We start from the raw sequence: 19,345 nt of genomic DNA, 5'->3' as shown, positions 1-19,345 counted from the left end.
TGCTTATTCTCCGCGCATCAACAGAATAATCTCACGGTACAGGCGCGACAGTACCGCCAGCGCCAGCAGCGCGAAGCTCACGGGGATCACGCCCTTGATCAGCCAGCGCCAGGGCAGGCCCGAAGGCGCCGAGGAGCTTTCGTTGATGCGCCAGGAGTCGTACAGAAAGTCCAGGCTGTGCAGGAAAATCACGCCGATAAAGGGCAGCAGCAGAAAAAGAATGCCGAGGATTTCGATCAGGCGCTTGCTGCGGGTCCTGAAACGGCCGTGGAACAGGTCCACGCGGATATGGGCGTCGGTGGTCTGGGCGTAGGCCAGGCCGAACATGACACCGATGGCATAGAGGTGCCACTGCAGCTCTTCCAGCGCAATCAGGCCCTGGGAAAAGCCCTTGCGCAGTGTCACCTGCAGGATAATCACCAGCACCAGCAGCACAAAGCTCCAGCCAATGCCCAGCGTAATGCGCTGGATCAGGCGGTCAATCGTGTCCGCCAGGGGGACGGCGGCGGGGGTGTTGTTGTCAGTCACCGGACAGGACCTTCGCGTCAGGAATAACGATGGGACTCGTCTGTAATGCCGGGGCTTGCGCCCCGGCGACGGGCATTACTCGGCGCGGCTGCGCGGCAGGAAGGCGTTGGCCTCCCAGAGGTCGTAGCCTGCGCGGAAGGTGCTCAGGTCATCCCAGACCTTCTTGAAGAAGGGGTCTTCAGTGGATTTTTCGATTGCCACTTCATCCCAGGTGCTCTTGAAGGTGTCGAGCATGGTTTCGTTCCAGTAGCGAATCTCGACACCGTTTTTCTTTGCATCCGCCATCACCGGGAACTGCATGGCCTCGCCCTCGGCCACCGAGTTGGTCATGGATGCCATGCAGGTGGTCTCAACCGTTGCCCGCTGGCCTTCGCTCAAGCCGTTCCAGGTGTCCTTGTTGATCAGCAGCTCGAAGATGGTGGCCTGCTGGTGCCAGCCGGGGAAGTAGTTGTACTTGACGATTTTGTGGAGCCCAAGGCGGGTATCGATGGCCGGCTGGGAAAACTCGGTGGCATCGATGGCGCCCTTCTCCAGTGCGCCGAAAATTTCGCCGCCGGGCAATTGCACGGTGCCGACACCGAGTTTTTCCATCACCGAGGCACCCAGGCCGAAGAAGCGCATGTTCAGCCCCTGCAGGTCTTCCGGCTTTTCGATGGGCTTGGCGAACCAGCCCGAGGTTTCCGGCGACAGGATGGCGCAGGGCAGTACCTTGACGTTAAATCCGGCGCTGTCATACATCTCCTGGTAAAGGCTCATGCCGTTGCCGTAATACAGCCAGGCCATGTACTCGCCGGCTTCGGGGCCAAAGGGCACGGCGGAGAACAGTGCCGCGGCCGGAATCTTGCCCTGCCAGTAACCGGCGGTCGCATAGCCGGAGTTCACCTTGCCAGAGGATACCGCATCGAGGATCTCCGGCGGGCTGACCAGCTTGCCGGGCTCATACACCTTCATGCGGATATTGCCGTCGCTGACCTTGTCGAGCCTGTCTGCCACCCAGACGATGGTGCTGCCCAGCGCCGGCAGGTTGGTGCCAAAGGCGATGGGGGTTTTGAGCAGTACCTTGTCAGCGGCGAGGGCGAGCGGGCTGGCCGCCATAAAGGCGGTGCCGGCGAGGATGGAGCTGGCAATCGCGGCGGACATAAGGTTTTTAGAGAGTTTTTTCATGAAGAGTCCTCGAACAGGCGATGGTTATTTTTGTTGGAATAATCTGCTTTGAGTACGGCTGGGGTGTTCTTGTGTAATGATTGGTCTTACCAATTTACCTCCCTGGTGTTGCTACTGTATTTTTTCTGTACAGTCCCTGTCAAGGCTTTCATCCTTAAAACCGGTTTCAACGAATTGCCCAAGCTGTGCGGGGGCGCGCTTGATAAGCGCAGGCTGATAGGGTAGAAAACTGGTATTACCAATTTTAATCTCAGAGTCTGCGTACCTACGTAACAACAACTATAGGCGCCTGCTGGAAAAGCGCCGTAACATAACGGTTTTATTAGGGTTTTAGCATGGTGCCTGTGAAGCAGGGGGAGTTTTAAGGTGACTTATCAGCGGGTTAAACAGCCCAAAATTTCCGATGTCATCGTGCAGCAGATGGAGGAAATGATCCTTGAGGGGACGCTCAAGCCGGGCCAGAAGCTGCTGCCCGAGCGCGAGCTGGCCAAACAGTTCGATGTCTCAAGGCCGTCTTTGCGTGAAGCCGTGCAAAAGCTCGCTGCCAAAGGGCTGCTGGTCAGTCGCCAGGGCGGTGGCACCTACGTATCTGAAGAGCTTGGCGGCTCCTTTTCCGATCCATTGCTTGAGTTGTTTAAAACGCACCCCGAAGCCCAGTATGACCTGTTGGAGTTTCGTCACGCACTTGAGGGGGTGTCCGCATACTACGCGGCGTTACGCGGGACGGCCGCCGATCGCGAAGCAATTCGGGCTCGCTATGATGCGCTGCAGCTCTTCCACAGCAGGAAAGAGTTCGACAAGGAAGTTGAGGCCGACGTGGAGTTTCACCTGTCGATTGCCGCGGCGACCCACAACATGGTGCTGCTGCACATGATGCGGGCCCTTTTTAGCCTGCTGCGCCAGCACATTACTGACAACCTGTTGAACATTTACCCAAGGCCGGGTTACCGGGAAAAGATCCATGATCAGCACAGTGCCCTGATGACTGCTATCCTTGCCGGTGAGCCGGACAACGCGCGCAAGGCTGCCCACCATCATATTGCCTACGTCGAGGAGGTATTGCTTGAGGGCGAACGGGAAAATACCCGCCAGGAGCGGGCGCTGCGTCGGGCCAACGCCGGTGTTTGAGGGGTGATTTGGGCGTAACTCTCCGGCGCAATGCTGCAACTGGAAGGTCTTTGGCCTCAAAACAGCCCGCGGCAAGGGAGCATTGTTACGCCGGGCCTGTCAGGGCTGAGAGAGTTCAATTTTCAATTCGGTATTATTACTACAGAAATCTTGCTTTGTGTGTGCTTTGTTGCCATCAATACTCGATATGTGCATAATAATGACGCCATTCTGTAGTAATACTACAAGATAATAAGAACGAGAAGATGGTAGGGCGCGGAAGAGCCTGAACAACAGGCTGTTCCGTCTTAACGCTTACGTGGGATTGACTGCTCGAATAAGAATGAGTGGAGAAAGCAAAGTGCAAGAATTCGTTGAAGATATTGATCCGATTGAAACCCATGAATGGTTGGACGCACTGGAGTCTGTTGCCAAAAGCGACGGTGATGACCGTGCTCGGTTTATTCTCAAGCAGCTGGGGCGCAAGGCAGCAGATATCGGCGTAGGTAGCGCCGGTGCCACCACCACCCCGTACCGCAACACCATCGCCCCCAAAGACGAAAGTCGCATGCCGGGTGATCTGTTTGTTGAACGTCGTATCCGTTCCTTTATTCGCTGGAACGCGATGGCGATGGTCATGCGCGCCAACGACAACAAGGAAGGTCTGGGTGGTCACATTTCCAGCTTTTCGTCGTCCGCCACGCTGTACGATATTGGCTTTAACTACTTTTTCCGCGGCAATGAAGGCGAGCAGGATGCCGACATGGTGTTCTTCCAGGGGCACATCTCCCCCGGTATTTACGCCCGCGCCTATCTCGAAGGCCGTTTGACCGAAGAGCAGCTCGACAACTTCCGTCGCGAAGTGGACGGCAATGGTCTGTCGTCCTACCCCCACCCCTGGCTGATGCCGGACTTCTGGCAGTTCCCGACCGTATCCATGGGTCTGGGCCCGATTCAGGCGATCTACCAGGCGCATGTCATGCGTTACCTGTCTGCCCGCAGCCTGATCAATCGCGGCGATCGCAAGATCTGGGCGTTCCTGGGCGACGGTGAGTGTGACGAGCCGGAAACCCTGGGTGCCATTTCCCTGGCCGGCCGTGAACATCTTGAGAACCTGATCTTCGTTATCAACTGCAACCTGCAGCGCCTCGACGGGCCGGTGCGTGGTAACGGCAAGATCGTGCAGGAGCTTGAAGGCATCTTCCGCGGTGCCGGCTGGAACGTGGTCAAGTGCCTGTGGGGCCGTCACTGGGACCCGCTGCTGGAAAAAGACACCACCGGCCTGCTGCAAAAGCGCATGGACGAGGTCTGCGACGGCGAGCTGCAGAACTACAAGGCCAACGGTGGCGCCTACACCCGCGAGCATTTCTTCGGCAAATACCCGGAACTGCTCGAGATGGTGAAGGACATGTCCGACCAGGACATCATGAACCTGAACCGTGGCGGTCACGATCCCTACAAGGTGTATGCCGCCTACCAGGCCGCCTACCAGCACAAGGGCCAGCCCACCGTGATCCTGGCGCAGACCGTCAAGGGCTACGGCACCGGCACGTCCGGCCAGGCGAAGAACGATACCCACTCCATCAAGAAAGTCGCGCTGGATGACCTCAAGGCGTTCCGTGACAACTTCAATATCCCGTTGACCGACGAGCAGCTGAACGACGTGCCGTACTACCGTCCGTCACCGGACTCGCCGGAAATGAAGTACATGTTCGAGCGCCGCAAGCAGCTCGGCGGCTTCTATCCGACCCGTCGTACCGAGTTTGAAGTGCTGGAAACACCGGCGCTGGACGCTTTTGCCAGCCAGCTCAAGTCCAGCGGTGAACGCGAGCTCTCGACCCAGATGGGTCTGAACCGCGTGATGAACGTGCTGGTGAAGGACAAGCAGATCGGCAACCGCATCGTCCCGATCGTGCCGGACGAAGCCCGTACCTTCGGTATGGAAGGCATGTTCCGTCAGCTGGGTATCTACACCTCGGCCGGCCAGCGTTATGTACCGCATGACTCTGACCAGATCATGTTCTACAAGGAATCCAAAACCGGTCAGGTGCTGGAAGAGGGCATCAACGAAGCTGGCGCTTTCTCCGCCTGGCTAGCCTGTGCGACCTCCTACAGCAACAACAACTGCCCGATGGTGCCGTTCTACATCTTCTACTCGATGTTCGGCTTCCAGCGCGTCATGGACCTGATCTGGGCGGCCGGCGACAGCCAGGCCCGCGGTTTCCTGATCGGTGCGACCTCCGGTCGTACTACTCTCAACGGCGAGGGCCTGCAGCACCAGGATGGCCACAGCCACCTGATGGCGCAGATGATTCCCAACTGTGTCAGCTACGACCCGACCTACGCCTATGAAGTGACCGTTATCGTGCAGGACGGCCTTGAGCGCATGTACAAGAAACAGGAAAACCGTTTCTACTACATCACCACGATGAATGAAAACTACACCCACCCGGAAATGCCGGTCGGTGCAGAGGAAAACATCATCAAGGGCATGTACCTGCTGGAAGAAGGCAAGGATGCAGAGCTCAAGGTACAGCTGATGGGTTGTGGCACCATTTTGCGCGAAGTGCGTGAAGCGGCGATCATCCTGCGTGAAGAGTTCGGTATCGAATCTGATGTCTGGAGCACTACCTCGATCAACGAACTGCGCCGTGAAGCACAGGAAGTGGATCGCTGGAACATGATGCACCCGGCCGACGAGCCGCGCGTGCCTTTCGTCACCGAGTGCCTGAAGGACCGTCAGGGTCCGGTCATTGCCTCGACCGACTACATGCGCATGTTCGCCGATCAGCTGCGTGAATTTATCCCGCACCGCTACAAGGTGCTGGGTACCGATGGTTTCGGACGTTCCGATACACGCACCAAGCTGCGTGAGTTCTTCGAAGTTAACCGTTACTACGTCGTTCTGGCCGCGCTCAAGGCGCTGCAGGAAGAAGGCAAGGTGCCTGCAACCGACGTTGCCAAGGCGATGCAGAAGTTCAACCTGAACCCGGAAAAACCGGCGCCCTGGACCGTTTAAGGCTCCTGTGAACTTCGTAACGGTTGAGAATTAAGAGGACATTATCGTGAGCACTATCACAATTACCGTTCCAGACCTCAGTGGCGCCTCGGATGTCGATGTCGTCGAGGTGCTGGTCCAGGCTGGCGATGTTATTAGCGAAGGCGACAGCCTGATCGCCGTTGAGACCGACAAGGCCTCGATGGAAGTACCCTCCACCCACGGTGGCACCGTCAAGGAAGTGATTATCAAGGAAGGCGGCACCTGCAACGAAGGTGACCAGATTCTGGTACTGGAAACCGGCGCTTCAGCCGCTCCCGAAGCACCGGTTGAGACTGCGGCGGCGCCTGCTGCTGCGGCCCCCGCTCCTGCAGCCGCAGCGCCTGCTGCGGCACCGGCCGCGGCCAGCGTCGAAGAGGTTCGGGTACCGGATCTCAGCGGCGCGACCGACGTTGATGTGGTGGAAGTCCTGGTCAAGGCCGGAGACGTGATCGCCGAGGGCGACAGCCTGATCGCGGTGGAAACCGACAAGGCGTCCATGGAAGTGCCGGCGCCGATGGGCGGCACGGTCAAGGACGTCCGCATTGCTGCGGGCGGCACCTGCAACGAAGGTGACCTGATTCTGACGCTGGAAGTGGCCGGTGCAGCAGCACCCGCTCCTGCGGCCGAGGCTCCGGTTGCCGCGCCTGCAGCAGCGGCGCCCGCGCCTGTCGCGGCCGCCCCGGCGACTGCCGGTGGCATTGAAGAGGTCCGGGTGCCGGATCTCAGCGGTGCCACCGACGTGGACGTGGTTGAAGTGCTGGTCAAGGTCGGTGATGTCATTGCCGAGGGCGACAGCCTGATCGCCGTGGAAACCGACAAGGCCTCGATGGAAGTGCCGGCGCCCAAGGGCGGTACCGTCAAGTCTGTCAGCATCAGTGCCGGTGGAACCTGCAATGAAGGCGATCTGATCATCACGCTGGAAGTGGCCGGCAGTGCTGCAGTTGCGGCGGCAGCCGCTGCACCTGCTCCTGCGGCGGCAGCCGCTGCACCGGCTCCCGCCGCGGCTCCTGCTGCCTCGGCCCCAGCCAAGGCTGCGGGTACGACGGTGAACCAGGCGCTGGAACAGAAGAACCGCAGCGTGCATGCCGGCCCGGCCGTTCGTGCCATCGCCCGCGAGTTCGGCGTGGACCTGTCCCAGGTCAGCGGCACCGGTCGTCGTGGCCGTATCGTCAAGGAAGACGTGCAGAACTTCGTCAAGACCTCCCTCAAGGCGCTGGCGCAAAGGCCTGCGGCGGCGGGTGCTGCTGTTGGTTCCGGCATTCCGGCTGTCCCTGAAATCGATTTCAGCCAGTTTGGCGAAATCGAAATGCAGAAGATGAGCAAGATTGCCAAGGTGACCGCGGCGAACATGACGCGTTGCTGGCTCAACGTGCCGCACGTGACCCAGTTCGACAAGTCGGATATCACCGAACTGGAAGCCTTCCGCAAGGAAATGAAGGAGGCCGCCGCGAAAGAGGGCGTCAAGCTCACGCCGCTGCCCTTCATCATCAAGGCGGTGGCCCAGGCGCTGAAGGAGAACCCCAAGTTCAACGCCTCGCTGCATGCCGATGGCGAACACATCGTGTTGAAGAAATACATCAACGTCGGTCTGGCGGTCGATACGCCCAACGGTCTGATGGTGCCGGTGATCAAGGATGCGGACAAGAAGTCCATCTACGAACTGTCCCGCGAAGCGAACGAGCTGGCTGCCAAGGCCAAGGATCGCAAGCTGAAACCCAACGAGATGCAGGGCTGCTGCTTTACCATCTCGAGCCTGGGCGGTATCGGTGGAACCGGCTTTACGCCCATCGTACCGGCGCCGGAAGTCGGTATCCTGGGCGTTTCCAAGGCGGACATCGAGCCGCGCTGGAATGGCAAGGAGTTCGAGCCGCGCCTGATGCTGCCGCTGTGCCTGTCCTATGATCATCGGGCGATCAACGGCGGGGATGCTGGACGCTTCCTGACGTACCTGAACAGTCTGCTGAGCGATATCCGTCGCTTGGTGCTGTAGCACTTTGGAAAGACCCACTTCCAAAACCTTGGCGTCAGGGCCCTGTTTGGGGTCCTGATTTTTTACCGGCCTGCAGTGCAAGCCGTGCCCGGGAAAGGGAAGCGCTTTTACAAAGCTACAGATACATGTATTCAGTCAATACAAACAAAGGCCACTCAATCGAGTGGCCTTTTTTATACATGGACGTATTTATCCTGCGGGTGCATGGATGCACACGACTACAGGGATGTAGGAGATAGGGCGGCGCAGGAGCCAAAGCCGAGGAGTAGGGCTCCGTAGCTACCCATCGCAGTCTAGTCGCGGGGAATCGCCTGCAACGAGTCGCCCCGGCCAACGGCGTAATACGCCAGACCGGCCCGGTGGACATCCTGGGGGGCATAGAGGTTGCGTCCATCGACAATCAGCGGTGTGCGCAGCTGGGTCTTGAGCCAGGCGAAGTCCAGGGTGCGAAAGGCCTTCCATTCGGTACAGATCACCAGGGCATCCGCATCTTCCACCGCCAGTTCACGGGTGGCGGCGAGGTTGAGGTCGGTGCGCTTGCCGTAGATGCGATGGCATTCGTTGAGGGCTTCGGGGTCGTAGACACTGACACTGGCGCCCGCATCCCAGAGCGCTTCCATCAGGCTGCGACTTGGTGCCTCACGCATGTCATCGGTGTTGGGCTTGAAGGCCAGACCCCAGATGGCGATGCGCTTGCCGCGCAGGTTGTTGCCAAGCCCCTGTTGCAGCTTGTGGAACAGCGTCTGCTTCTGGCGCTGGTTGACCTGTTCGACGGCGTTCAGCAGGGGGGCGTCGTGGCCAGCATCCAGCGCCGTACGGGTGAGAGCCTTGACGTCCTTGGGGAAGCAGGAGCCGCCGTAACCGCAACCGGGGTAGATAAAGTGGTAGCCGATACGTGGGTCAGAACCGATGCCCTGGCGTACCTGTTCGATATCCACGCCCAGGCGCTCTGCCAGTTGCGCCAGTTCATTCATGAAGCTGATCTTGGTGGCCAGCATGGCGTTGGCGGCATACTTGGTCAGTTCGGCGGCACGCAGGTCCATGAACATCAGTTTGTCGCGATTACGGTTGTAGGGGCTGTAGCATTCACGCATCAGGCCGCGCACCCGCTCACTGTCGGTGCCAATGACAATGCGGGCGGCCTTGGTGAAGTCCTCGATGGCGGCGCCTTCCTTCAGAAACTCGGGGTTGGAGCAGACATCGAACTCCAGCTCCGTCTGGCGCGCGGCCAGGGCGGTAGCAATCTCGCGTCTGACTTTGTCGGCGGTGCCCACCGGTACGGTGGACTTGTCGACTACCACCTTGTAACCGGTCATGTGGCTGCCGATGGTGCGGGCCACGGCCAGCACATGGCGCAGGTCCGCCGAGCCATCGTCGTCGGGCGGTGTGCCCACGGCGATAAACTGCAATTGACCATGCTCGACGCCGCGCTCGGCCGACGTGCTGAACTGCAGCCGGCCTTCGCTGTGATTGCGCTTGAGCATGGCGCCCAGGCCGGGTTCGTAGATGGGTAAAACACCCTGGTTCAGGCCCTCGATCTTGGCCTGATCCACATCGATGCACAGAACGTCATGGCCGACGTCCGCCAGGCAGGTTCCGGTGACCAGGCCAACATAGCCGCTGCCAAATACCGTGATTTTCATAGCTTTCCCGCATTGAAACAGAGATGTTCAGAAGACTAACCGCAGCGCAGTACGATGCCCAGAGTCTGGCGGATTTAGATTGCAGTTTATTGATCCTGCCTGAGCTGCACGGGCAGTTAGTGATATAGTGCGGCTCAAAGGCAGGGGCACGGGAGCCTCTGCCGGATGGGCAGGGTCAAGGGTTGGCGGATGAACGTACTCATCACCGGTGTTGCCGGATTTATCGGTTTCCATGTGGCCAGGCGGCTGTTGCGCGCAGGCTGGCAGGTGCAGGGGCTGGACAGCCTGAATGATTACTACGATCCGGCACTCAAGCGTGCGCGCCTGGCGCTGCTTGAGTCCGACCCCGGCTTTCGCTTTGTGAACGCCGACCTTGCGGATCGCGTTGCAATGGAGGCACTGTTTGCCGATCATGCCTTCGATCGAGTGATCCACCTGGCGGCCCAGGCCGGGGTGCGCTATTCGCTGGAGAATCCCCATGCCTATGTGGATGCCAACCTGGCGGGCCTGCTGAATGTGCTGGAAGGTTGCCGGGCTCAGCAGGTGGCGCACCTGGTATACGCTTCATCCAGTTCCGTTTACGGGCTCAATACCCGGGTGCCCTTTGCCGAGTCGGATGCAGTGGATCATCCGGTGTCTCTTTATGCCGCCACCAAGAAGTCCGGCGAGCTGCTGGCCCACTCCTATTCCCACCTCTACGGCCTGCCTGCCACAGGGCTGCGCTTTTTTACCGTCTATGGTCCCTGGGGGCGTCCGGACATGGCGCCGATCAAGTTCGCCCGTGCCATCTGCGCCGGCGAGGCGATCGATATCTATAACCAGGGCGACATGAGCCGCGACTTTACCTACATCGATGACATAGTCGAAGGCGTAGTGCGGGTGCTGGATCAGATCCCGGGAATGCAGCCTGGCTGGACGCCGGAACAGGGCAGTCGCGGTCAGAGCTCGGCGCCGTACCGGATTTTCAATATAGGGGCGGGCCAGCCGGTGGGGCTGCTGGATTTTGTCCGCACGCTGGAGACCGCTCTGGGTGTGCCAGCGCGCAAGAACTTCCTGCCCATGCAGCCGGGTGATGTGGCCCGTACCTGGGCCTCGACCGAGGCGTTGCGCAACCAAACCGGGTTCAGCCCGGCAGTCGGGCTGGAGGAGGGGGTCGAGCGATTTGTGCACTGGTTCAGGGGGTACTACGGTGTCCGCTAGGGCACCCTGTTTGCTCGCCCGGTGGCCGGGCTCCCGCAAGCCTTGTTGCAGCCTGCTGGAGCCTGGCCAGGGAGCGAATTACTCGGCCAGCTGTTGCTTGAGAAACTCGCGCAGGTCCGCGCCTGTGTGCGGGTTCTGCAGACCGTACACCATGTTGGCCTGAAGGTAGCCCAGCTTGTTGCCGCAGTCGTAGGATTTGCCCTGCATGTGGTAGGCCTCCATCGGCGTTTCCTTGAGCAGGGCCGCCATGGCATCGGTCAGCTGGATTTCACCGCCGGCACCGGTGGGCGTGGTTTTGAGCAGTGTCATGATGCGCGCCGGCAGAATGTAGCGACCGACGATCGCCAGGTTTGACGGGGCTGTGCCACGGGCGGGTTTTTCCACCATGCCCTGAATCGGGTGCGCCTCGCCACCGCTCAGGCTGGCGCCGGCGCAGTCGACAATACCGTAGCGTTCGGCGTGCTCGGGGGGAACCGGTTCAACCATGATCTGAGGGTGCTCGGCGCGGCTGAAAGCGGCCATCATGCCGGCCATGTCAACGTGGCCGCTGGCGGTGTCGGGGTTGTTGATCAGCACATCCGGCAGCATCACGGCGAAGGGTTCGTCGCCGATGATACCGGCGGCGCAGAGTACCGCGTGGCCAAGGCCCTGGGCGCTGGGCTGGCGCACCGAGATGATTTCCACTTCAGGTGGCTGAATATTGCGCACGGACGCAAGTTCGGCGATCTTGCCCTTGATCTGAAGCTGGGCTTCGAGCTCGTAGTGGGCATCAAAGTGGTTCTCTATGGCTTCCTTGCCGGAGCGTGTCACCAGAATAATCTGGGTGATGCCCGCGGCCACGGCTTCTTCGACCACGCGCTGGATGACCGGCTTGTCGCCCACCGGCAGCATTTCCTTGGGGATAGCCTTGCTGGCGGGCAAAACGCGGGTGCCGAGTCCGGCAACGGGGATGATCGCTTTGGTAACGGTTCGCATCGGTGATGGAGCTCCCTGGTGTCATTGTCCTGGTGCGGCGGCTAACGCAAGCTGAGCCGCTGCAATTTAAGTTGGCTGGCCGGGATCAGGCGCGGGTCATGAACTTGCCGGTTTCGGTGTTGATCTTGATCTTCTCGCCCTGCTTGATGTATTCGGGCACCTGCAGCTCCAGCCCGTTTGAGAGGATGGCCGGCTTGGTGCGGCCGGTGGCGCTGGCGGCCTGCATGCCGGGTACGCATTCGGCGACTTCCATGATAACGCTGGCCGGTAACTCGATGGTGACGATTTCGCCTTCGATGAGCAGGGCCATTATACCTTCAAGCCCGTCACTCAGGTACGGCAGCTGGCTCTCGATACTGCTGCCGTTGAGGTAGTACTGGCTGTAGTCTTCCACGTCCATAAAGGTGAAGAGGTCGTCTTCACGGTACAGGTAGGACACCTTGCGCCGTTCCAGTGATACGTTCTTGACCATGTCGTCACCGGTGAAGGTCACTTCATGCTTGCCACCTTCGGGCAGCAGGTTGAAACGGACCTTGTACAGGGTGGTGGCACCACGGGAGGTGGGGTTGCGCACATCGACATGCTGTACGATATAAACATGGCCATTGAGCTCGACGACATGGCCCCGCTTGAGTTCGGATGCTTTGGGCATCGGCTAAAACCTCGTGATCACAATTTGGACGCCTGCCCGGCGCGGGCCCGGGGGCGCGCTGGCAGTGTCAGGGGTTCGCATTTTAGGAGAAAACCGCGTGGCCGCGATACTGATTTCAGCGGCCTTGCAGCGTTTTCATTTCAGGCTTCCAGGCGCTGAACATCCACCGCAACCCGGGGCGGCTGGGGTTTGCCGCCATCAAAGAGTACGCCGCGCAGCGGAGCCACATCGGAGTAGTCCCGGCCCCAGGCGGTGGTGATGTGCTGCTCGGCCGGCATGTTGTCGTTGGTCGGGTCGAACTCGAACCAGCCCTCGTCCGGTGAATAGAGCGAGAACCAGGCGTGGGAGGCGTCGGAGCCCACCAGTTTTACCTGCCCCGGCGGAGGCAGGGTTTCGAGGTAACCGCTGACATAGCGTGCCGGATAACCCAGCGCCCGCAGGCAGCCGATGGCCAGGTGGGCAAAATCCTGACAGACGCCACGGCGATGCTCCAGTACATCCGACAGTGGTGTGGCCACGGTGGTGAAGGCCGGGTCGTAGGTGAAGTCGGTAAAGATGCGGTGAGTCAGTTCGCGGGCGGCCGAGAGCAGCGGGCGGTCGGCGGTGAAGGAGGGCGCGGCGTAATCGCGCAGCGCATCCATGACCCGGACCATCGGCGAGTCGAGTACGAATTCCCGGGCCTCGAGGTTGGCTTTTGTCTGCTGTTGGTGCAATGCCTGCAGGGCCTGGGCGCAGGTGCTGCCCAGATCCAGGTCCAGCTCCGGACTGGCGCGCCCCTCGTCGATACGAATGTCGCTGGTGATCTCCACCGACAGCTTTTTATGCGGTTCCTCGATCGAGAAATGCAGCACATTGTTGCCGAAGTAGTCCTTGCGCTTGCGGCTGTAGGCGGGCATCGGGTTGATCTGCAGCTTGCTGCTCAGGCAGCTCTGGTAGCTGGTGTTGCGCGGCTGCAAATGGGCCAGGTTGTAGCACAGGCTGACCGGGTGCTGGTATTCGTACTCGGTCAGGTGTCGGATGCGGTAGATCATAGTTCGCCATTCCATCCGGTATTCACCAGCTGCTGTGGGCCGCCGGTGTGATCGAAGAAGTCTTCACTCACCGCCACGGCGGTTTCGTTCAGGCGCAGCTGTACCTGCTTGAGCAGTTTGTCGAGCTGGACGCGGCTCTGCAGTTTTTCGTCCACGACGGCCAGGGTGCGCATATCCGCTAGCCGCACCGCCGCGGAAATTTCCAGCACCAGGCGCTGGGTGTGGGGCAGCTCCGGCCCCTTGCTGCGGCTGGGCAGCTCGCTCAGATCCTTGAACAGTTTGTCGAGCTGGTAGATCAGCGAACGCGGGTTGCTGCGGTCAATCAGCAGCAGGCCCAGGCCACTGACAATATTGGTTTCGGCCCGGAAGCGGCGCCGATAGGTGTTGAGTGCTTCGGTGGACAGCAGTGCCGATTCCAGCGCCAGCGGTTCGCTCGGGTCCACATTGACCGGCACCAGCAGGTGACGCAACAGAGAGGCAATCTGCTGGGCCTTTTCCAGCCGGCGCCCGATCTGCAAAAAGCGCCAGCCAAGGCCGCGGAACATGCTGTCCTGATAGAGCCCGCTGAGGGCCAGCAGGGCCGAGATCAGCGGGTCGAGGGTTTCTTCCGGCGCCGAGGCCATACCCTTGGTGACGGCGTTTTCCAGGCCGTTCAACTCATCGCGTATGTCGTTGATAATGCGCTGAATATCAGCGGACAGCAGCTCCTTGACCTCTTCGGCGCAATTGAGCATGGCAATCAGCGATGCCTTGACGCTGCCGGTGCGCTGCGCATCACTGATCACTGACAGCAGCTCGGGTTCGGGCTTGCGCAGGAGCTCCAGGTTGTCGCGGGTGAAGCCGGGCAGCGTCAGGGTGACTTCGGAAACGGCCCTGAGCAGCAGCCTCTCGGCGCCCTTGGGCAGAATCACTGCGCTGTTGAGCTGGACAAAAACGGTGCGCAGCACGCGGATGGCGGCGTCGGCACGTTCGGAGTAGCGTCCCATCCAGAACAGGTTTTCCACCATGCGACTGGGCAGGGTGGTGTACTGATGAATCTGGCTGAGGCTTGCGCCCGGGCCCGGCTGCAGCGTCAGCTGCTTTTCAGGCTCGGAAGCCAGCACCCAGGTGTCCTTGCTGAGGGAACCAATCTGGTTGGAAATCAGGCGGCTGTCACTGTCGACACCGACCCGGGTCATGCCGCCTGGCATCACCGAATAGGAGCCTTCGCCGGCGACCGAGAAACTGCGCAGCACCGCAGGGCGGGACTGCAGCGCGCCCTGGTGCCAGCTCGGCGCCGACGAGGGCGCGACGTATTCCTGCGCCGTGTAGTGCATGGGGTTCAGCCGAATGCGTTGCGTCAGCTCCTGGCGCTCGCTGGCGGACAGGTCGCAGCCAAACACGCTGAATTCACCGGCGCGGCGGGCGCAGCGCTTGATGACCAGCTTGTCGATATTGGCCAGTACGTGGGCCAGGTCGTCGGCAGCGCCACACCAGTAGGTCGTGACCGAGGCCAGTTGCAACTCGTGGCCGAGAAAGAACTGGCTGATCTGGGGCATGTATTTCATCAGCGCGGTATTTTCCAGCACGCTGCTGCCCATGGGGTTGGTCACCACGACCCGGCCCGAGCGTACCACTTCGAGCAGGCCGGGCACGCCCAGGCGGGAATCGCTCTTGAGCTCCACCGGGTCACAGTAGTTGTCGTCCACGCGGCGCAGAATGACATCCACCCGGGTCAGGCCGTCGAGGGACTTCATCCACACATAGCCATTGCGTACCGTCAGGTCGCCGCCCTGTACCAGCGGGTAGCCGAGATAGTTGGCCAGGTAAGTATGTTCGAAGTAGGTCTCGCTGTAGGCGCCGGGGGTCAGGATGACGATGCTGGGCAGTTCGCCGCCGGACAGGTTGGCAGGCGGTGCCAGCCGGGTCAGGGTATGGCGCAGGGTGGTAAAGAACAGTGACAGTCGGTGTACATGGCTGTCGCGGAACAGGCTTGGGAAGACGCGGCGCATCACGGTGCGGTTTTCCAGCGCGTAGCCTGCGCCGCTGGGGGTCTGGGTACGGTCGCCGATGATGACCATATTGCCGTCGGCGCCGCGAATCATGTCGGCGCTATGCAGGATCAGCTGGTTGCCGCCCTTGAGCTTGATATCCTGGCAGGGGCGCAGAAAGCCGCTGTGGCTGTAGATGAGTTCCGCCGGCAGTATGCCGCTGCGCAGCAGCTCGCGGGGCCCGTAAAGGTCCTTGAGCAGCAGGTCAAGCAGTTCGGCACGTTCGCTCAGGCCGGTCTCGATCTGGCTCCATTCTTCGCTGCCGATCAGCAGCGGAATGGGGTCCAGTCCCCAGGTGTGGCTGGCCAGGGTTGCGCTGGAAAGGGTGTAGGTTGCGCCATCATCGCGCAAGATGCGCTCTGCCTTGCGCTGGCGCTCATTCAGGGCTTCAGTGCCCAGGACATTCAGGCTGTCCAGTAAGTACTCCCAATGGCTGCGCATGCTGCCATCGGGTGTGTAAACCTCATCCATGAGCCCCGGCGGGCGCGGGTAGACCAGGGGTGAACCCTGGTCTGACTGTTGCTGTTGGGAAAAGCTCATTCGGCGTGACCCTGTCTCGTCGCGAGTGTTTGTCGGGAAAGTGCAGCATAGTATACCCGAGACCGGGAAACCGCCGTGCTCTCCTTATGGCTGGCGGCGCAAATCCAGGGTATGGGGATACTCGTTGCTGGGCTCCTCCGGCGGCGGCGCCATCGGGTGCGGTGCTTTGCGGTGAGGGAAGAAATCACGAATGGCGTCGAACTGCGACTGGGGATCCAGCGGGCCTGGAGTGTGGCCGAATTCCCAGAAACGGTTTACACGCCGCGCCTCGGCTTCGAACGCGTTGACCGGGAAGCTGTCGTAGCTGCGACCGCCCGGGTGGCGCACGTGGTAGGTACAGCCGCCGATGGACTGACCGTTCCAGGTATCGATCAGGTCGAACACCAGCGGAGCATGCACCCCGATGGTGGGATGCAGCGCAGAGGGCGGTTGCCAGGCTCGATAACGCACGCCGGCGACATACTCGCCCTGACGCCCGGTGTTGCGCAGCGGTACGCGGCGGCCATTGCAGGCCAGCACATAGCGCCCTTCGGTCAGACCGCTGACCTTGACCTGCAGCCGCTCCAGCGATGAGTCGACATAGCGGGAGGTGCCAAAACTGCTGATTTCCTCGCCCAGTACATGCCAGGGTTCGATGGCCCAGCGCAGCTCCAGCTTGATATCGTCGATATTCACGCGACCGTAGTGCGGGTAGCGGAACTCTTCGAACGGCGCCAGCCAGGACAGCTGGAACGGGCAGCCATGCTGCTGCAGGTCCTTCACCACATCCTGCACATCGGCCCAGCAATAGTGCGGCAGCATGAAACGATCATGCAGTGCCGTGCCCCAGCGCACCAGTGGCTTGTGGTAGGGCTCCTTCCAGAAACGCACCAGCAGTGACCGCAGCAGCAATGCCTGAACCAATGCCATGCGCGGGTGGGGCGGCATTTCGAAACCGCGGAACTCCAGTATCCCCAGACGCCCGGTAGCGCTGCCGGGGGCGTAGAGCTTGTCGATACAGAACTCCGAGCGGTGGGTGTTACCGGTGATGTCGACCAGCAGGTTGCGCATCAGGCGGTCGATCAGCCAGGGCTGGTCGACCAGGCCCTCGGGCATCTGCTCGAAGGCAATTTCCAGTTCATACAGTGCCTCGTCGCGGCCCTCGTCAACCCGCGGGGCCTGGCTGGTGGGGCCGATAAACATGCCGGAGAACAGGTATGAAAGGCTGGGGTGGTGCTGCCAGTAGGTGACCAGGCTGCGCAGCAGGTCGGGTCGGCGCAGCAGCGGGCTGTCTTCGGGCTTGGCGCCGCCCAGGGTGATGTGGTTGCCGCCGCCGGTGCCGCTGTGACGGCCGTCCACCATGAAAGACTCGGTACCGAGGCGCGACTGGTGTGCCTCCTCATAGAGGGTGATCATGTTGTCGGTCAGTTCACGCCAGTTGTTGGCCGGGTGAATATTGACCTCGATAACGCCGGGATCCGGTGTCACCAGCAGGCGCAGCAGGCGCGAGTCCTTGGGGGGCTCGTAGCCCTCCAGCACCACCGGCAATTCGAGCTCAGCCGCAGTATGCTCAATGGCGCTGATCAGCAGCACGTAGGATTCCAGCTGCCTGATGGGCGGCAGGAACAGGTGCAGGCGGCCGTTGCGGGCTTCGATGCACAGTGCCGTATGCAGTACCTGGCTGGCGGCTGCGCCGGCCTTGCGGCTGTCGGGCTCGGGCTTCATGGCAGACTGGGTCGTGCCATGGGCAAAGCGGTTGATGTCGTACACCGTGCTTTTGAGCGGCGGGTGTTCGGCGAAGGGGTCGGGATCGGGCTCGATCTCCCGTTCTTCCTTGCTGACCCAGGGCAGGGAGTTCAGCGGCAGACGAAAGCCCAGCGGGGCATCACCGGGGATCAGTACCAGGGCGCCACGCCGCAGCTCCCAGCTGCAGCTGCGCCAGTGTGAACCCAGCTCGTCCCGCCCCAGCGGCAGTACATAGCCGCTGGGTGTATTGAGGCCGCGTTGCAGCAGCCTGGCCAGGCGCTGGCGCTCAAGGCCGTCCGCAAGGTCGGCCTTGAGCGGGTCCAGGTTGGCCGGCAGTTGCTGTTCCCTGTCGAGGTAATGGAGCGCGTCCTCGTAGGCGGGGTGTATGTGCTTGTCGGAGACCTCAAGCTTGGCGCACAGGCGGCCGATAAAGCGCTCGGCGTCTTCTAGCTTGTGCCCCAGGTCCTGGTCGACCCGGGCCAGCAGCTTGGGGTTGTGCCACAGGGCTTCGCCATCCTGGCGCCAGAAGCAGCCCAGCGCCCAGCGCGGCGTCTCCTCGCCGGGGTACCATTTACCCTGTCCATAGTGCAGTACGGCGCCGGGGGCAAAGCGGTCGCGCAGGCGCAGCAGCAGGGTTTTGGCCAGGCGCAGCTTGTCGGCGCCCAGCGCATCGGTGTTCCACTGGGCGGACTCCATGTCGTCGATGGAGACAAAGGTCGGTTCGCCACCCATGGTGAGGCGCACATCCAGCGCATCGAGGTCCGCGTCTACGGCATCACCCAGGGCAAGAATTTCCTGCCACTGGTGCTCGGCATAGGGCTTGGTGACGCGGGGGTCTTCATGGATGCGGTAGACCTTGTTGCTGTACTCGAACTCGACCTCACATTCGTCCATGGCGCCGCTAATGGGGGCGGCAGAGGCCGGATCCGGAGTACAGGCCAGCGGGATATGGCCTTCGCCGGTCATCAGGCCCGAGGTGGGGTCCAGTCCGATCCAGCCGGCACCGGGGATGTAGATTTCGCACCAGGCGTGCAGGTCGGTGAAATCGGCTTCCGGGCCGCTGGGGCCATCGAGGGACTTGACGTCCGAGCTCAGCTGGATCAGGTAGCCGGACGCAAAGCGTGCGGCCAGCCCGAGGCTGCGCAGGATCTGCACCATCAGCCAGGCGGTGTCACGGCACGAGCCCTTTTTCAGTTCCAGGGTTTCCTGGCAACTCTGGATGCCGGCTTCAAAACGCAGACCGTAATCGATTTCCTGTTGCAGGCGCTGGTTGAGCGCCACCATGAAGTCGTTGATCGGCGTTTTCTCGCGTGACACCGAGGCCACCCATTCCTGCAGCAGCGGGCTGTCGGGCTCGGTGCACTCCAGGTAGGGCGCCAGTTCCTTCTGCTGACTTTCGTCGTACTCGAACGGGAAGTGTTCGGCGTATTTCTCGACGAAGAAATCAAACGGGTTGATCACCGTCATGTCGGCGATGACTTCGACCTCGATGCTCAGCTCCGTGGTTTTTTCCGGGAAGACCAGCCGGGCCAGAAAATTGCCGAAGGGGTCCTGCTGCCAGTTGATAAAGTGGTTTTCCGGCGTGACCTTGAGCGAGTAGCTGTGAATCTGGGTCCTGGAGTGCGCGGCCGGGCGCAGGCGCAGCACATGGGGGGCCAGATTGACATGACGGTCGAACCTGTAGCGCGTCAGGTGGTGAATCTTGGTGCGAATAGTCATC

General features: G+C 61.1%; 12 protein-coding genes. 4 read left to right on the top strand and 8 right to left on the bottom strand.

What is annotated here, in order from left to right:
• Positions 1-3: 3 nt before the first annotated feature.
• Together KDW95_RS11090 and KDW95_RS11085 are read right to left on the bottom strand one after the other, a co-directional pair.
• Positions 4-528: a TRAP transporter small permease subunit gene (locus KDW95_RS11090; RefSeq protein WP_255855161.1), complete on the bottom strand. Its 525-nt coding sequence runs from the start codon at positions 526-528 to the stop codon at positions 4-6.
• Positions 529-603: 75 nt separating this feature from the next.
• Positions 604-1,692 carry a TRAP transporter substrate-binding protein gene (locus tag KDW95_RS11085; protein ID WP_255856324.1) on the bottom strand — a complete coding sequence of 363 codons (1,089 nt, stop codon included), beginning with the start codon at positions 1,690-1,692 and terminating at the stop codon, positions 604-606.
• A gap of 366 nt (positions 1,693-2,058) precedes the next feature.
• Between KDW95_RS11085 and pdhR the strand changes: the two genes are divergently transcribed.
• The 3 genes from pdhR to aceF all read left to right on the top strand — a co-directional run bounded on the left by pdhR (position 2,059) and on the right by aceF (position 7,829).
• Positions 2,059-2,820, top strand: a complete 762-nt coding sequence (gene pdhR / locus KDW95_RS11080; protein ID WP_255856323.1) for a pyruvate dehydrogenase complex transcriptional repressor PdhR — start codon at positions 2,059-2,061, stop codon at positions 2,818-2,820.
• Between the two features lie 322 nt (positions 2,821-3,142).
• Entirely contained in the window at positions 3,143-5,818 is a 2,676-nt protein-coding gene (aceE, locus tag KDW95_RS11075) for a pyruvate dehydrogenase (acetyl-transferring), homodimeric type (RefSeq protein ID WP_255856322.1), read from the top strand.
• 46 nt (positions 5,819-5,864) lie between these two features.
• Positions 5,865-7,829 (top strand): dihydrolipoyllysine-residue acetyltransferase, encoded by a 1,965-nt coding sequence (gene aceF / locus KDW95_RS11070; RefSeq protein ID WP_255856321.1) that lies wholly within the window; start codon positions 5,865-5,867, stop codon positions 7,827-7,829.
• 293 nt (positions 7,830-8,122) lie between these two features.
• Here aceF and KDW95_RS11065 read toward each other — a convergent pair whose 3' ends face one another.
• Positions 8,123-9,472: a UDP-glucose dehydrogenase family protein gene (locus tag KDW95_RS11065; protein WP_255856320.1), complete on the bottom strand. Its 1,350-nt coding sequence runs from the start codon at positions 9,470-9,472 to the stop codon at positions 8,123-8,125.
• A gap of 189 nt (positions 9,473-9,661) precedes the next feature.
• On the opposite strand from KDW95_RS11065, the gene KDW95_RS11060 reads away from it, so the two are divergent.
• Positions 9,662-10,672, top strand: a complete 1,011-nt coding sequence (locus KDW95_RS11060; protein ID WP_255856319.1) for an NAD-dependent epimerase — start codon at positions 9,662-9,664, stop codon at positions 10,670-10,672.
• Between the two features lie 78 nt (positions 10,673-10,750).
• Here the strand turns inward: KDW95_RS11060 and galU are convergent, their stop codons facing one another.
• The 5 genes from galU to KDW95_RS11035 form a co-directional block, all read right to left on the bottom strand.
• The gene (galU, locus tag KDW95_RS11055) at positions 10,751-11,647 is read right to left on the bottom strand and encodes a UTP--glucose-1-phosphate uridylyltransferase GalU (RefSeq protein WP_255856318.1); all 897 of its coding nucleotides are present in this window, start codon (positions 11,645-11,647) and stop codon (positions 10,751-10,753) included.
• An 85-nt stretch (positions 11,648-11,732) separates the two neighbouring features.
• Positions 11,733-12,299: an elongation factor P-like protein EfpL gene (gene efpL / locus KDW95_RS11050; protein ID WP_255856317.1), complete on the bottom strand. Its 567-nt coding sequence runs from the start codon at positions 12,297-12,299 to the stop codon at positions 11,733-11,735.
• 140 nt (positions 12,300-12,439) lie between these two features.
• Entirely contained in the window at positions 12,440-13,330 is an 891-nt protein-coding gene (locus tag KDW95_RS11045; protein WP_255856501.1) for a transglutaminase family protein, read from the bottom strand.
• Entirely contained in the window at positions 13,327-15,900 is a 2,574-nt protein-coding gene (locus tag KDW95_RS11040) for a circularly permuted type 2 ATP-grasp protein (protein ID WP_255856316.1), read from the bottom strand. The genes KDW95_RS11045 and KDW95_RS11040 overlap by 4 nt, the downstream gene beginning before the upstream one ends.
• 84 nt (positions 15,901-15,984) lie before the next feature.
• A complete protein-coding gene (locus KDW95_RS11035; protein WP_255856315.1) occupies positions 15,985-19,344 on the bottom strand; it encodes a transglutaminase family protein in 3,360 nt (1,119 codons plus the stop codon).
• Position 19,345 lies beyond the last annotated feature (1 nt).

This window comes from Marinobacterium rhizophilum (genome assembly GCF_024397915.1).
Classification (GTDB): domain Bacteria; phylum Pseudomonadota; class Gammaproteobacteria; order Pseudomonadales; family Balneatricaceae; genus Marinobacterium_A; species Marinobacterium_A rhizophilum_A.
This window is presented reverse-complemented; position numbering and strand designations above follow the sequence as displayed.

What these genes read in the sequence shown, in the direction of transcription:
- galU (WP_255856318.1), bottom strand. Translation starts at nt 11,647, where the DNA reads ATGCGAACCGTTACCAAAGCGATCATCCCCGTTGCCGGACTCGGCACC.
- aceE (WP_255856322.1), top strand. Translation starts at nt 3,143, where the DNA reads ATGAGTGGAGAAAGCAAAGTGCAAGAATTCGTTGAAGATATTGATCCG.
- KDW95_RS11060 (WP_255856319.1), top strand. Translation starts at nt 9,662, where the DNA reads ATGAACGTACTCATCACCGGTGTTGCCGGATTTATCGGTTTCCATGTG.
- KDW95_RS11045 (WP_255856501.1), bottom strand. Translation starts at nt 13,330, where the DNA reads ATGATCTACCGCATCCGACACCTGACCGAGTACGAATACCAGCACCCG.
- efpL (WP_255856317.1), bottom strand. Translation starts at nt 12,299, where the DNA reads ATGCCCAAAGCATCCGAACTCAAGCGGGGCCATGTCGTCGAGCTCAAT.
- KDW95_RS11085 (WP_255856324.1), bottom strand. Translation starts at nt 1,692, where the DNA reads ATGAAAAAACTCTCTAAAAACCTTATGTCCGCCGCGATTGCCAGCTCC.
- KDW95_RS11065 (WP_255856320.1), bottom strand. Translation starts at nt 9,472, where the DNA reads ATGAAAATCACGGTATTTGGCAGCGGCTATGTTGGCCTGGTCACCGGA.
- KDW95_RS11040 (WP_255856316.1), bottom strand. Translation starts at nt 15,900, where the DNA reads ATGAGCTTTTCCCAACAGCAACAGTCAGACCAGGGTTCACCCCTGGTC.
- KDW95_RS11035 (WP_255856315.1), bottom strand. Translation starts at nt 19,344, where the DNA reads ATGACTATTCGCACCAAGATTCACCACCTGACGCGCTACAGGTTCGAC.